9 protein-coding genes are annotated in these 16,332 nt (G+C 44.6%); all 9 read left to right on the top strand.

Annotated features, from left to right (window positions below; genetic code table 11):
* The first annotated feature begins 16 nt into the window (after window positions 1-16).
* The 9 genes from ABNK31_RS17065 (at window position 17) to ABNK31_RS17105 (ending at window position 15,709) form a co-directional block, all read left to right on the top strand.
* The gene (locus tag ABNK31_RS17065) at window positions 17-1,375 is read left to right on the top strand and encodes a DUF5125 domain-containing protein (protein WP_418893624.1); all 1,359 of its coding nucleotides are present in this window, start codon (window positions 17-19) and stop codon (window positions 1,373-1,375) included.
* 119 nt (window positions 1,376-1,494) lie between these two features.
* Window positions 1,495-3,834 (top strand): glycoside hydrolase family 3 N-terminal domain-containing protein, encoded by a 2,340-nt coding sequence (locus ABNK31_RS17070; protein ID WP_418893625.1) that lies wholly within the window; start codon window positions 1,495-1,497, stop codon window positions 3,832-3,834.
* Between the two features lie 341 nt (window positions 3,835-4,175).
* On the top strand, window positions 4,176-4,382 hold the full coding sequence (locus tag ABNK31_RS17075) for a DUF5053 domain-containing protein (protein WP_418893626.1): 207 nt from the start codon (window positions 4,176-4,178) through the stop codon (window positions 4,380-4,382).
* Window positions 4,383-4,681: 299 nt separating this feature from the next.
* Complete coding sequence (locus ABNK31_RS17080) at window positions 4,682-5,236, top strand: RNA polymerase sigma-70 factor (RefSeq protein WP_418893627.1); 555 nt, start codon at window positions 4,682-4,684, stop codon at window positions 5,234-5,236.
* A 637-nt stretch (window positions 5,237-5,873) separates the two neighbouring features.
* Window positions 5,874-6,869, top strand: coding sequence for a FecR family protein (locus ABNK31_RS17085; protein ID WP_321578908.1), 996 nt, complete (start codon window positions 5,874-5,876; stop codon window positions 6,867-6,869).
* A gap of 165 nt (window positions 6,870-7,034) precedes the next feature.
* Window positions 7,035-10,427, top strand: coding sequence for a TonB-dependent receptor (locus tag ABNK31_RS17090; protein WP_418893628.1), 3,393 nt, complete (start codon window positions 7,035-7,037; stop codon window positions 10,425-10,427).
* Between the two features lie 12 nt (window positions 10,428-10,439).
* On the top strand, window positions 10,440-12,395 hold the full coding sequence (locus ABNK31_RS17095; RefSeq protein ID WP_418893629.1) for a RagB/SusD family nutrient uptake outer membrane protein: 1,956 nt from the start codon (window positions 10,440-10,442) through the stop codon (window positions 12,393-12,395).
* Between the two features lie 84 nt (window positions 12,396-12,479).
* Complete coding sequence (locus ABNK31_RS17100; protein ID WP_418893630.1) at window positions 12,480-13,478, top strand: glycoside hydrolase family 43 protein; 999 nt, start codon at window positions 12,480-12,482, stop codon at window positions 13,476-13,478.
* Between the two features lie 8 nt (window positions 13,479-13,486).
* A complete protein-coding gene (locus ABNK31_RS17105) occupies window positions 13,487-15,709 on the top strand; it encodes an alpha-galactosidase (protein WP_418893631.1) in 2,223 nt (740 codons plus the stop codon).
* Window positions 15,710-16,332: the final 623 nt, after the last annotated feature.

Below are 16,332 nucleotides of genomic sequence, written 5' to 3' on the forward strand. Positions count from 1 at the left end.
GAATAATCCTAAGAATATGAAAAATTTAAAATATTGGTTATTTACTATGGTTGTGGGTTTTGTCGCTGTGGTGTCGTGTTCGGACGAGGCCGAAGAAATTCCACAGGCGGGAAATCCCGTGGTAGAAATAGAAAATCAGTTCTCCAACGTGCATTTTGGAGATGTTCTTCCTTTTACCGCTACCGTCAGTGACGATGTTTCCCTTTCCACACTGACAGCCGTATTGTATTTCGGGGAAGAGGAAGTCGCGAAGACCGTCATCCGTACAAAGGAAAACGGAAAATATGAGGGAACTATTGCCGTTCCTTTTGAAAAAGATATTCCCGATGGAACGGCTACTTTGGAGTTTGTTTTACTGAACACCACGATGAAAAGCGCCAGGCAGACGTTTGAAGTACCCGTAAAGCGCGCTTCCTACCCGTATCTGATATTGGTCACGGAGGCTGCGTCCTATCCCATGCTTCCGACAGGCAATCCGAATGAATACGCAGCGACGGAAGCTTTCCCGTCCACCGATTTGCCGGCTTATATAAAAACTCCTATAATGGATGATAAGGGCCGTGAAATTGTTTTCGGTTGGAAAGAAAGCGCTATTAAAGATGGCGTATCGGCTAATATCCCGTTTGTAAGCCCGGTTGGAGGTAAATATTCCGTCACGTTCAACACGCTAACGTATGAAGCGTCGCCATTCTTCAAAATCTTGTTTAACGAACAGGAAATGAATATGGTTGATGAAGATAACTATCAATTGGACATCGATTTGACCCAAGGGCAGGAATTGAAGATAGAAGGCCTGTCGGATATTGCCGATTGGTGGATTGATGCCGACTTCTTTACGAAGAAGCAAGACGGTGTTTACAGTTTCGTTCCCATTTCGGGTAAATACCGGATTGTGGCAAATCTGAAATTTAAATACTTCAAGATTGAAGTGCTGGACGGTAATTCGCCTGCAACATTAAAAGAAGACGGCACGGGCGCTATCTGGATTATCGGCGATAATGTCGGGAAGCCTTCCGTTGCACAAAATGCAGTAGGATGGAATACCGATAAACCTTTATGTTTGTCGCCGATAGGTAACAAAAAATACCAGATAACGCTTGTTGCAGGGACAACTGTAAGTATTGAAGACATTAACTTCAAATTCTTCCACCAGAAAGGCTGGGGAGGAGAATTTTCAGATAAAACCCTCACGACCGGAAGCGATATGGTGTTTATAGGAACGGGAGAGGAACCCGGTCCGGGCAATACCAAACGAGATCCGGGCAACTTGGGCTTGTATAAGGGTAAACCGCTTACAGCCGGAGCGACGTATGTGTTCACCGTAGATGTTTCTGCCGGGAACGACAAAGCGGTGTTGACGGTCGTAAAGAAATAAAAACGAAAACAATAATCAGGTAGGATGTTAAATACTGACATCATTTTTTGGGAATGGACGGCTAGCAATTAATCTGCCGTTCATTCTTTTCTAACGCATATAAAAAAACGATTAAACAAATGTACAAATCAATTTATTTCATCCTTTTATTTCCTTTGTTGCTTGCGTGTAATCAAGGGACTAAAAAAACATCAACGGCGTTGGATAAGACCGTCGAAAACCGTATCGATAGTATCTTGTCTAAAATGACGCTTGAAGAGAAGGTCGGACAAATGGCCCAATATACGGTGGATGTCATCGGCAAAGGCGGTAACTTGTATGCCAGCGACGAACCGTTTGAAATCGACTTGGCGATGCTCGACACGATTATCGGCCGGTATAAAGTCGGCTCTATCCTGAATACCAGTAATAACCGTGCCCGTACACCCGAAGTGTGGGAGTATACGGTTAAGACCATTCAAGAACGTGCCTTGCGTGAAACGGGTATTCCGGTGGTATATGGTATCGATGCCATACACGGCGTGACGTATACCGCAGGAGCGACGTTTTTCCCGCAACAAATCGGCATGGGGGCGACGTTCAATCCGGCTTTAATGGAACAAGGTTCGCGCATATCGGCTTACGAAACACGCGCCAGTAATATTCCCTGGAACTTTGCACCGATCCTCGATTTGGGCCGTGATGCCCGCTGGCCGCGCCAATGGGAAACGTTCGGGGAGGATCCTTTCCTTGTCAAGCAAATGGGACTCGCTTCCATTCGCGGCTTTCAAGGAGATAATCCGAATGCTATCGGAAACGAACATGTGGCTGCTTGCCTGAAGCATTTTATGGGATACGGGGTTCCCGCATCGGGAAAGGATCGCACCCCGGCCGTGATTACCGAGAGCGAGTTACGCGAAAAGCATTTCGAGCCTTTCCGCGCTGCAGTGGAAGCCGGTGTTCTTTCCGTGATGGTGAATTCGGGTATTGTGAATAATGTATCGACTCATGCCGATCATCGGTTGCTTACCGGATGGCTGAAAGAAGAGTTGGGCTTCGACGGTGTGGTGGTGACCGATTGGGCGGATGTGCAGAACTTGCAGTCGCGCGATTATATCGGTAAAGAATATAAAGATGCGGTCCGTCAGGCAATCAACGCCGGTATCGATATGGTGATGGAGCCTTACAACGTGAAGTTTTGTCCGACGCTGATAGCGCTTGTAAAAGAAGGCTCCGTTTCGCAAGCGCGTGTGGATGATGCGGTAAGAAGGGTATTGCGGATGAAGTTCCGCCTCGGATTATTCGAGCGGCCGTATTGGTCGGCGGCGGAATACACCCGTTTCGGCAGTGCAGAATATGAAGCCGCGGCGAAAGCGGCGGCGGATGAGTCGGTGACGTTGCTCAAGAATCAGGATAACGTGCTGCCTTTGCCGAAAACCGCGCGCATTTTAGTATCGGGTCCGAATGCCCATTCCATGCGTACGCTGAATGGCGGATGGAGCTATTCCTGGCAAGGAGAGAAAGTCGAGGAGTTCGCCGAACGATATCATACCGTCTACGAAGCCTTGCAAAACGAATTCGGTGCGGCGAACGTGAAATATGAACCGGGGGTTACCTATAAAATGGATGGCTCGTATTTCGAGGAGAATGCGCCGGAAATCGAAAAGGCGGTAAGAGCCGCTTCGGGAGTCGATTATATCGTGTTGTGCGTGGGTGAAAACTCCTATTGCGAATCGCCGGGGAATCTGGATGAATTAGTCCTTTCGGCTAATCAAACGGCGTTGGCCAAGGCGTTGCAGAAAACCGGGAAGCCGGTAATTCTTGTGCTCAACGAAGGTCGTCCTCGTTTAATCCGGAGCATAGAACCCGATTCGAAAGCGGTTATCCAGCTTTATCTGCCGGGAAATTACGGCGGCGATGCATTGGCCGATGTGTTGTCGGGAGACGTCAACCCCAGTGGAAAGTTACCGTATACCTATCCCCGGTATGAGCAGTCGCTTATTACCTACGATCATAAGCCGAGCCAGAATATCGACGGTAAAATGGAAGGAGCGTATGATTACGGTGCACAGACATCGGTACAATACCCCTTCGGATTCGGATTGAGCTATACGACTTTCGAATATTCGAATCTGTCGGTAGACAAGAAAGAAGTTGTTTCGGGAGATAGCATAACGGTCAGCGTCGATATCAAGAATACCGGTGAGGTGGAAGGAAAAGAGGCGGTACTGCTTTTCAGCAGCGATTTGGTCGCATCTATCAGTCCCGACGTGCGCCGGCTGCGCGCCTTTGAGAAAATTTCGCTTCAAGCGGGCGAAACCAAACGGGTTACATTGACTTTTCCGGCAGATGAACTGGCGTTTGTCAATCCCCAAGGAAAATGGACGCTCGAAGAAGGGGACTTCAAATTGCAGGTTGGAAATCTGATCGACCAGATCACCTGTACGAAAACCCGTTTTTGGGACACCCCGAACAGGTGAGACAATACACTTTTAAGGTTATCCGGATCTTTCTATAAAGAAAAGGTGTGTGTAGAGGCAGGCTGCGGCTTGTCTCTATTTTTTTTGTATGTTGGGCATATTACAACAAATTACTTGACATTAAAAAAGTTACAGAAAATGCTGTGTGCGAAAGTACGCACGGTGGTGTGAGAGGGCGGGGGAGTAACCCTCTTAACTACTTAACTACTCGATTGGATAAATAGGCCTTTAATTGAAAAAAGTCTCTCATAGCTTGTTTACTATCTTTCAGGTGATGATGACGATGAGCCGGATGAAGAAAAGAAAGAGTAATTTTAGAAAAAGTATCTACCAAGGAACAGTTGGCAGATATCGCTCTGGATATAACCTGGGCAAAGATAGCACAGAAATATTTCAGTAAATCCTCTTCCTGGATTTACAATAAAATCAATGAAATAGACGGTAACGGCGGTAAGGGCGGGTTCACCGAAGAAGAAAAGCAACAATTTAAAGGGGCGTTGTATGATCTTGCTGAACGGATCCGGCGTACTGCCGATAAACTTGAGTAATGGAATAAGGCTCGGTCAGTATCTTGTCTGGTTTTTAATTACCTTTTCCACGCTTGAGCCGGCGTGGAATTTTTGTCTGAAGAAAGCCATTCGTGTTTCCTCAAAAAAACAGGAAGAATATCTTGTTCTCAATATTTTTGTGCATCTTTGTAAAAATATCTTATGAGCGGATTAAGGCTAGATCACTTGATTTTTTCGCGAGAAGGTGGTTAGTTAGCATTCCTTAAGACTCTGTTTTTATGAAATAAGAGGGCATAATTTTTAAATTGACTACTAAGAGGAGGTTTTAATTCTGTTAGATGGACAAAACGCTGGAAATAGGATACCTACGGAAGCTTGCGAAAGGAGATGATCGTTCCTTCGAATTGTTATTCCTTGATTATCATCCCAAAATGGTTCGTTTTTTATATGGCTTTATAAAAGATGAGGAAGAAGCCTATGACATGGCTCAGGAGATATTCTACAAAGTGTGGGTCAACCGCGAATCGTTGGCAGAGGTAACCTCGTTTAAATCATATCTCTTCACCATGGCCCGCAATATGATATACAACTATTACGAACATAATCTGGTGAAAGAAAAGTATATCCTTCGCCAGTCGAAGGATCAAGACGAGTACGGGTTGGAAGATGAATTATTTGCCAAAGACCTCTCTCTTTTGATCGATCTTTTGGTGTCGCAAATGCCCGAACAGCGGCAACGTGTTTTTACTTTGAGCCGCAAAAACGGACTCAGTAATGACGAGATTGCGGAGCGCCTTCATCTCAATAAACGGACGGTGGAAAATCACTTGTCCAATGCTCTGCGAGATTTACGCAAAGCGCTTACCCCTCTTTTCTGTTTGTTCTTGCTTTAAATTGAATGGCTTTTCGGTTAGAAGAGGAGAACGCTCGCTAAATAAGGGACGATAAGCTCTTATTTTTCTACAAAAAATACGTATCATCGTTCAATAAACGGTATTTTTCGTTTGAGACGCGCTATTTCTCATCCGGCAAAGCCCATTTTTCGTTTGTCAAAGGCTGTTTTTCGTTGCATCAGTACCTTTTATTGTGTAAAGATTGATCGATATCGTATAAAAATCGATGTTTTTCAATTAATAAGGGCTTTGATTTGTTTCATAAACGGTTTGATTCGTTCAATATTCTATTTTATTCAGTTGAAGAATTCTATTTTTCGTTTGGAACAGACTATTTTTCGACCGGCAAAGCCCATTTTTCGTTTGGAGACCTTCATTTTTCGTTTGGAACATCGGTTAATTCGTTTGTAAATGGCATGGATTCGATCGTTTGACCACAGAATTCATCCTTTCTTCGCTGTATTTCGATCTTTTTTTTATTTCATTCGTCCGAAACACTTCGTTATTCATTGGGAATACGGTGTTTTTCCTTCATCCATCCCCAATTTGACGATGGAAGGGATCAGTTTGGCGAAAAAAAACGTTTTTGTTTGTGCGTGCCGTGTCACTTTCCTGTCTACTCTATTAAAAGGCCGAAATGAACAAAGACCAGATTCGCATACTCATTACCCGTTTTTTTGAACATTCTGTTTCGAAAGAGCTATTTGCTAAGTTCCAGCAATGGTTTCTTCGAGAGGACGATCGTTTGGACAAAGACGAAGTGCTAAGTGAGTTATGGGAAAAACAGACGGCTTCGGCCGACAGTCTTACCCTACAAGGGTTGGACGAAATGAAACGCCGCATCGGCAACCTAAACAAGTCCGGGAAGACTTTCCGGCTTCGCCGGTTAGGACGTATTGCGGCCATATTGCTGTTGCCTGTTATCAGCGCCCTGCTGACGTTCTATTTTGTCCGAAGCAATGAAGCGTCGAGTCATCGCGCGGCTGAAATGGTGGAATATACCGTTCCCGATGGAGAGATGGAGCAGATTGTTTTACCCGACGGTTCTACAGTCTGGTTAAATGCCGGCTCCATGCTTTTATATTCCGAATCCCCCTCCGCATCGGCTCGTCGCGTATTTCTTACGGGAGAGGCCACCTTTCACGTGACCAAAGATCCCGCAAGACCATTTACCGTAAAGACCCAGTATTTGCAAGTCGAGGCGCTCGGAACCACTTTCAATGTGAAATCCTATACCGATGCCGAAGCCGCCGCCGTTACGCTCGAAGAGGGCCTGGTGAGAATTCAGATCGAGGGAAAAGTGACTGCCGACGAAGTGATTTATCCTGACGAGCAATATATATACGATCATCGTCATGGGAAAGTGCTTAAAACGCAGGTGGATGCCCGGATGGTCAATAAATGGAAAGAGGGCTATATGGTGTTTGAGAATGCCTCTTTCGAAGAAATTATCCGCACCGTCGAACGTCGTTTTAACGTAACCATTCAATATGACATTCGAAAATACGGCGGAGGAAGTTTCTCTGTGAAATACCGTCCTTACGAAGACGTGGAACAGGTCTTAACGATTTTGGAGACATTGAATCCCGGACTTAAATGGACAAAAAAAGACGCGAATATTGAAATAAGATAAAGAACCGGAAATAAATCGATGCATATGCTAAAAAGAGCCGGGAAGCCAGTCTCATAAACACAGCTCCCCGGGTTGAAATCGTTAAATACTCAATAATTACTATTCACTCCATAACCATAAAAGAGGAATAATTACTTAGAATACTAACAATTGAATTACAAAATTATGAAAATAAATTATTTAAAACACAGATTAAGAACAAATCATTTCAATCGATTGATTTTTCTGCTGCTTACCTTTTTCTTTTTTCAGACACAAATTTCCTGGGGACAATCTGTGTCCCTGTCCGATACCCGCCTTACGTTGAAGGCTGCTTTTACTGAAATAGAAAAACAAACAGATTTGTCGATCGACTACAATCGTGAAATTATCGATGTCAATAAAGTCGTGGTAATACCGGCGAGAGCGGGCTCATTGTCCGAAATAATGGCCGCTTTACTGCAAGATACGGGATGCACCTATGTGACCCGGGGAAACCATATTGTGATATCGAAAGCGCCTGTAGCGGCACAACAGCCGCAAAAGAAAAATATAGCCGGTACTGTATTGGATGAAAACGGCGATCCTGTCATAGGGGCCAATATTGTGGAAAAAGGAACGACAAACGGTACTGCAACGGATGTCGATGGACGGTTTTCGTTACAGGTAGCGGAAAGTGCCGTTATCCATATTTCTTATCTCGGATATGTGGCAACCGATGTTTCTACATTAGGCAAGAATTCTTTCAATGTCGTGCTCCAAGAAGATACGAGAACCTTAGAGGAGGTCGTTGTCGTCGGATACGGAACAATGAAAAAAAGCGATGTAAATGCAGCTATCGTTTCCGTTAAAGCAGAGGATCTTGTAAAAGTGTCATCTCCTGATTTTTCCGAAATGCTCATGGGGCGTGCAGCCGGTCTTACCGTCACTCAATCGAGCGCCCAACCGGGAGGAGGAGTAGAAGTCTTGATTCGGGGCGGAGCATCTACCGGCGCCGGCAACCAGCCGTTGTACGTAATTGATGGTTTCCCCATTGTAAACGACGGGGTTTCTCCCGGTAGCGGCAATCAATGGAGTGCAGGGAATCATAGTCCTTTGAGCGATATCAATCCAAACGATATTGCTTCCATTGAAATTTTAAAGGATGCTTCGGCTACCGCCATATACGGAGCCCGGGGAGCTAATGGCGTTGTGTTGGTGACCACTAAGCGGGGAACCAATAAAACAAGGGTCGAGTATAATTTAATTACGTCCGTTCAATCGATCATTAAAAAACCCGAACTGCTTAACGGTAGGGAGTTCATGATAGAACAGAATAGATATAACAAGGAAAAATATATGGAGACGAATAAGATTTACCCCTATGGTAATGCAGACCCCTCAAGTGTCAGTCCGTATATTCCCAAATATTCCGAAACCGATATAAGCTCCGCCGGCGTTGGAACAAACTGGTACGATCTGATAACGAGAACCGGAAAAGTCAATCAGCATAATCTTTCTATCACTTATGGAAATGAGGATCTCAAATCGCTCGTTTCCCTTAATATCTTCGATCAGACAGGTGTGGTTAAAACATCCGGGTTCCGGCGGTATAATATCCGGTATAACCTCGATCATAAAATTGCAGGATGGTGGGATTACGGTATATCTGCTTTAGGCTCAATGACCGAAGAACAAAATGCGACTCTTGGCGGTGGTCGTGACGCAACCGCGGGGATCATCGAGGCGGCTCTCAACTACAGTCCTCTGGTAAAAGCGGAAAGAGATCCCTCTTCCGGGTCGTGGATTGAAGATCCGAGCCAGGCGCTGCTCAATCATCCGCTGTCTTATCTCGATATCAACGACAAAACGAAGACGAAACGGTTCCTGTCATCTCTTTATACGAACTTTTATATTATAAAGGATGTCTTATGGGTGAAATTATCGGGGGGAATTGATATCCGTGACGGATTACGCCAAAACTATTATCCCTCCACTACACGTTACGGCAGTCAAGTGGGAGGGGACGCGAATATAAACTCTGCTTACCGCGAAGATTACATGTCGGATATCGTCGTAAATTTTCAGAAAAGTTTTGTCGAAAAACATCGCCTGTTGGCATTGGGCGGATATTCATATCAAATTCAGAACGATAATGGCGCCTACTCTCGTGCCATGGGTTTTACCTCCGACGCCCTTGCTTATTATAAGTTGCAAGCCGGAGAACAGAGACCCATAGTCAGTTCTTACAAAAACAAGCATGTTCTCGCATCGTACTTCGGACGTTTACAATACTCTTACGACGACAAGTACTTGTTTACTTTAACGGCACGTCTGGATGGAAGTGACCGGTTCGGGGAAAATAACCGGTATGCGTTTTTCCCTTCGGGAGCATTTGCCTGGAGACTGATACAAGAGGACTTCGTGAAAGATATTGATTGGCTGTCCGATGCAAAAATCCGTTTAAGCGCCGGACAGGTGGGAAATGAGAATTTACCTAATGATGCCGCATCGGAGTATTATTCTTTCGACGGGCGTAATTATTATTTCGGGGATGCCGAAAAAAGAGGAGTTAATTTAGGGAAATTCGGAAATTCCAACCTGAAGTGGGAAACAACCACGGAAATCAATGCCGGTATCGATTTCGGGTTTTTCCGTAACCGTGTCAACGGTAGTGTCGATGTGTTCTCTAAAGAGATAAAAGACCTTTTAAGCTGGAGAACCTTACCTCACACGTCCATATTGGGAGGAGTCTGGTCGAATATCGGGAAGACGACCAGTCGCGGGGTTGAATTTACGTTGAACACCGTAAATCTCGAAGGGCCGCTTTCGTGGCAATCGACTTTCACCTTTACTTCCTACCGTGACAGATGGAAAGAACGCGATCCGAAAGTGATATTGAATCCATATCAATCTGAAAAAGATCCCATAACGGCTGTGTTTGGGCTTATCTCTAACGGTATTAAACAGCCGGGTGAAGAAACTCCCGAAATGCCGGGACTGATAGTGGGGCAGCAAAAATATAAGGATGTAAACGGATTGGACAGCAATGGACAACTAACAGGGCAACCCGATGGAAAGGTTAATCAGGCGGATGTTGTATTTATCGGTACGCGTGCGCCCAAATTTACGATGGGATTAAACAATGTGTTCAGATATAAAGGGTTTGACCTGAGCGCTTTCCTGTATGCGGCCGTGGGAGGATACAGATGGCCTTCAACTCAGGCGGAACATGGTGTTTACGGCAGTTACGGAACGCAGATGCTCCGGGATAACTACAACTATTTGAAAGAGATACAAAACCGATGGTCTTCCGACAACGTGAATACCGATATGCCGTCAGGGGTTGTGAACAGCTTCGACGCTTATGGAGCTCCGCTGTGGCAAAAGGCGTCTTACTTGCGTTTGAAGAATTTAACGTTGGGATACGATATCACCCGTCTCTTAAAAGTAGATAAAATAAGTGCCCGCATTTATTTTACGGGGCAAAATATCTTTACCGTAACCGATTACAAGGGCTTTGATCCGGAAGTGGAAAATGACAGGGCTTCGTATCCGCAGCAAAAAACATTTTCTTTAGGCGTCGACGTGAAATTTTAATAGAGAAAAATTATGAAAAAGATAATCAAATATATACTAATAGGCATAATCGGTTTTTCGTCCTTTTCATGCGAAGGCGACCTGGAGCCATCCTTATACGGAAATGTAGGCAACGAGGATGCTTTCAGAACCGCTGGCGATGTGGAAGCGGCGACAACAGCACTGTATTACGAACTCAGACAAAAAGGATGGGCGCCGTATCTGTTTAGCGACGGCAGTTCGTTTGTTATGGATGAAGTTGTGACAGACGAATGGACCACAAAATGGGCCTGGACAAGTTTTCTCAACGGATCGTGGAACGGCGTTGATGCTATGTCCGCCGGATTCTATAATTGGATAGCTCCAACCATCACGCGTTGCACGTATAACATTGCCCAAATAGAAAGGTCGGCTGTCGCAAGTGAAGTGAAAGATGAATACATCCCTCAAATACGGGCGTTAAGAGCTTTTTTTATGTTTGACATATACCGGCTTTACGGTCCCATGCCGATGATATTGGAGGGTGAAAGGGCTATAAATCCCGATCCCGACTATAAACCGGAACGTCCTTCCGCCGAATCGGTTGAGGATTTTATCAAAACGGAATTGAGGGAGGCTGCCGATCTGTTGCCCGTAGCTCCGAAAATATATGGACGTATAACGAAAGGCGCGGCATTGCACTATCTCTTAAAATATCAGATGTTTAAAAAGGACTGGCAGAATGCGCTGACAACGGCAAATGAAATAATCGGTCTGAACTATTATAGCCTTGAAGATAATTATGCAACTATTTTCTCGGCGCAAAACGAAGGGAACAAGGAACTGATATTTGTGGTGCGCGCAGAGCCTATTGCCGATTACGGCAACCATACCTATACAAACATATTACCGGGCGATTTTCCATCGCCTCACGGTAATGTAATAGATGGGTGGAACGGGCATCGTATGCCGTGGAAATTCTATGATACGTTCGATCCGGATGATAAACGACGGGAGTTGGCTGTAGCCGAATATAAATCGAAAGGGGGCGTGCAAATCAATCTTCGGGATAACGATATCGGGGCGTTGCCTTTAAAATACGGCATAGATCCCGAAGCGGCAGGTATTTGGGCAGGAAACGATAAAGTGCTTGACCGGTATGCAGAGGTGTTGTTGTTTAAGGCGGAAGCGTTGAATGAACTCAATGGGCCGAACCAGGAAAGCGTTAACCTGATAAACGAAATACGCAAACGCGCATTCGGACTTGGGGTTAGTTTGCCTTCCGAAACAATTTTAGATGAAGGGTTTGACGAGGAACTGGAGGGGAATGCTCTCGGAGCGTTCACGTTAAACAACTATCAAGATCAAATTGCTGCCTGGACGTACGATGTGGACAAAACCGGAGTGTTTGGCAGCGGCAATGCCTTGCATGTAAAGGTCGCTAATTCTGGCTCTGAGTTTTGGGCTTTACAAGTGAGAGCCGACAATCAACCGATTAAAAAAGGGCGGAATTATACGGTTAGCTTTAAAGTGAAAGCCTCGAAGGACGTCACATTCGATTTCAAGGCCGAAGGGCCATTGGCGCATTCTCAGACAGTCACGTTGAAAGCCAACGAAGCAAAAGAATTGACCTTCGATACCGCTGCGGGCACGGCTGACGGCAATTGCGTTATTTTCTTCGCTTTGGGCGCCACGGAAAATAACTACGATATCTGGTTCGATTCGGTGAACCTGATCATGAAAGAGCAGGCTGCCGCGGGAGGCGACAAATATCTCGTTAAATTGAGTGACTTCCCCGACAAAGGTTCCTTACGCGACTGGATCCTAAAAGAAAGAGGATGGGAATTTTGGTATGAAGGCAAGAGGCGCGAAGACCTTATCCGGACGGGTAAGTATATCGAAGTGGGGAGCAGCTTGGGGGATAATTTTACAAGCAAGAACTTGTTATTTCCTATTCCTACTCATGTTTTGATCGAGAATCCCAACATCAAACAAAATACCGGATACTAAACGATATTTCGAAAGGATTGTTATAGGCTTTGGATCTGTAACAATCCTTTCTCTGTAATAATGAAACATATAAAACAAATATTTATGGCTATAAACAATCTGTTCAAATTTCCAGTTCTTCTTTTTATTCTGTTAGGATGTGTCTTTTGCGGATGCAGCGGATGCAGCAGTAGCGATGATACGCCCGACGGAACGCCGCCTCCCGATACCGGGCCGAAAGAAGTATATGATATCAAACTGAGCGATATTCATATACGCGATCCGTTTATACTTGTCGACAAGCAAAACAAAGTCTATTATTTGCATGTAAACGGAGACAAAAAAGTAAAAGTGTATAAGAGCGAAGATCTGACAATGTGGAAGGATATGGGTTTCTCATTCGTTCCGCAGCCGGATTTTTGGGGAAAATCCGATTTTTGGGCACCGGACGTGTATCATTATAACGGAAAATATTATGTTTTTATTACTTTAAGCGCTCCGGGCGTGAAACGGGGTACTTCCATATTGGTCTCGGATGCTCCGCAAGGCCCCTTTGTTCCTTTGGTAAACAATGCCGTAACGCCATCGAACTGGATGTGTCTCGACGGCTCTTTCTATGTGGATGCAACCGGCACTCCATGGATCGTTTATTGTCACGAATGGCTGGAGGCGGGCGATGGGGAGATATTGGCTCAGCAATTGGATAAGGATCTTAAAGCAACCGTAGGCGATCCGAAATTGCTTTTCAAGGCTTCTGCCGCACCATGGGTCGGACCTATCAAATCGGGTTCGGTGACAGGTAACGTTACGGATGCGCCGTTTATCCATAAGATTGGTGACGGTTCTTTGATAATGCTTTGGTCGAGTTTTCGAAAAGACGGTAAATACGCCATCGGCCAGGCTGTTTCCAAGTCGGGAAGTTTATCGGGCCCCTGGGAACAGAGTTCCGAAACACTCAATAGCGATGACGGGGGCCATGCAATGTTGTTTGAAGACTTAAAAGGTAGGCTGATGATCTCTTATCACGCGCCCAACAGTGGACCTACAAGAGCCGTCATGAAAGAAGTTTATATAAACAACGGCAAAATTATCTTAGCAGACTGAGAGGTGGTATGAAGAATATAAAGTGTCTATTTTTATGGGGAATGCTTTTTGCCGGTTCGGTTTTATCGTTCTCTCAAAATAAGTTGTATACCCTCAGCACAAACAATACATCATTGGTTTATTCGGTGGGGAATGAAGGTCGTTTACTGTTCCGTTATTATGGTAAGAAGATAAATGATTTTTCTCCTTTCGTGTCCGTAAACAACTATGGTAAGGCGGATACCGACCGCGATCTGGAATTTGAAGCGTATCCGGCTTTTGGACTCGGTTATACAAATGAACCGGCCTTAAGCCTTATCCATAGTGATGGCAGCTTAATTACGGAATTATCTTTTGTAAAGGATGAAGTTCAACACAAAGGAAATGTAGTTCATTCTGTAATCTATCTCCAAGATAAGGTGTACGATCTTGCCGTCGAACTCCATAGCGAAGCCTATCAGGCCGAAGATGTAATCGCCCAATGGGTCACCATTCGCAATAATGAAAAGGAAACAATTTCTTTGAACAATGTTTACTCTTCATCTCTCAACCTTCGCGCATACAGTTATTATTTGACTCACTTTAACGGTACATGGGCCGGAGAGATGAACAGGGTGGAAGAAAAATTAGAACATGGAATAAAGACGATAGAATCGAAAAAGGGAGTCCGGACAACCCAAACGGAGAATCCATCCTTTATATTGTCACTGAATAATCCGGTAGAAGAAAATAACGGAGACTGTTATGGAGGGGCATTGGCTTGGTCCGGCAATTACAAATTATCCTTCGAACTGGACGAATGGGATCATGTAAATATATTGGCCGGCGTCAATCCATTTTTATCGGAATACAAATTAGCTGCGGGAGAGGATTTCACCACTCCGAAGATGATTTATACGTTCAGTAACCGGGGACAGGGACAAATATCCCGTAATTTCCACGATTGGAGCCGGAAATATGCTTTAAATAACGGAAATGAAGAACGCCCCATTATATTGAACAGTTGGGAAGGGGCCTATTTCGATTTCAACGAACAAACGCTCACGGATATGATGGATGATGCAAGCCGGATGGGTGTAGAGTTGTTCGTTTTGGATGATGGCTGGTTTGGAAATAAGTATCCACGCAACGGCGATAACGCGGGACTGGGAGACTGGCAAGTAAATAAAAAGAAACTGCCCAACGGCCTCCAACATCTTATAGATTATGCCCAATCAAAAGGATTGAAATTCGGTATATGGATTGAACCGGAAATGGTTAATCCGAAGAGTGAATTAGCCGAGAAACATCCCGAATGGATTGTACAAAGTAAGGGTAGGGAAAAAATAACGCTGCGGAATCAACTCCTGCTCGACCTCGCTAACCCGCAAGTACAGGATTTTATTTGGAATATGATAGATGGTTTATTAAGCGAAAATAAAGGGATCGATTATATCAAATGGGATGCGAACAGGCATGTGGAACAAGTCGGATCGACCTATTTGCCGGCTGGCGATCAAACGCATTTCTGGATCGATTATACCGAAGGCTTGTATGGCATCTATGATAAAATAAGGGCTAAATATCCCCATCTTATGTTGCAATTATGTGCTTCGGGAGGGGGCCGTTTGGATTACGGCGCCTTGAAATATCATGATGAGTTTTGGACATCCGACAATACGGATCCTTTGGCTCGATTATATATTCAATACGCTACAAATCTGATCTATCCTCCGGTAGCGACGGCAGCCCATGTATCGGCCAACCCCAATCATCAGACAGGCCGGCTGACACCTCTGAAATTCCGCTTTGATGTGGCAATGACAGGCCGCCTGGGCCTCGAACTACAGCCTAAGGATATTAAAAATGAAGAATGGGCGTTTGCTAAAAAGGCGATAGAGGATTACAAGACAATTGTCAGGCCGCTGATTACAAGTGGAGATTTATATCGTATTATTTCACCTTACGATCCTACAAATAATTATGCCGCTCAACTGTATGTCGGTAAAAACAAACAGCGCGCTGTCCTGTTTGCATTTTGTACGGAGTTTAATAATCGGGGAATTCTACCGTTCATCAAAACACAAGGTCTTGATCCGGAAAAGAGTTATAAAATTAGTGAGATAAATAAAATATCTGCCCGGTCCTGTTTCTGGGGGGATGGGTTGATTTTTAAAGGAGACTTCCTCAACAATGTTGGAATAACGCTCAATATCGCACGGCAATATGAAAGCGCTGTTTTTCTTATCGAAGAGATAGGTGCCGGAGAATAAGATAAATGAAGTTTTGAAATTCAAATCTCCGTTATCCAACTCTCAGGAGCCGATTACCACAATCCATAATTCGATTCAACCTGTCGGAATAAAAGTACTTTGTTCCGGCAGGCTATTGAAACAACTAAATGTTTCAATAGCCCATCAGCATCAGAACTGCCCTCAAAAGTTTTAATGACATGGTATTTGCCACGGCTTTTATCAAAGGCCTGAACACATGCACGACGGACAAGTCTTGTTTTGCCGCTATGGCAGGATTGAGAGCCACCTAAATCTTCTGGCTTCCCAGATTAATCTCCGCTGAGGAGGGATGACAAATCTACAATTTGTAGGAGTCCCAGTCTCTTACATCTTTGATTTGTGGCTTTTTTAATAAACGAATTGCTTCTTCACGCTTGTTTTTCTGTTTCTTTTCCATAACTTTGTCGTTGTTAGTTTATATAGCAAAATGGGGTTAAGTTCTGTGGGCTATAAAAGAAAGTTCTATTTTTCTAATAGGGAATTACAGGCTAAAGAGCCTGCTCTCGTCATGATTTTAGGACGCAATCCGCAGAAATCCGATTATCTTACAGGCGCAAGGGCACTGTTAATATTCGACTATATTGCTTCCTGTTTTGCTTTTT

This window comes from Limibacterium fermenti (assembly GCF_041902845.1).
Lineage (GTDB): Bacteria > Bacteroidota > Bacteroidia > Bacteroidales > Dysgonomonadaceae > Limibacterium > Limibacterium fermenti.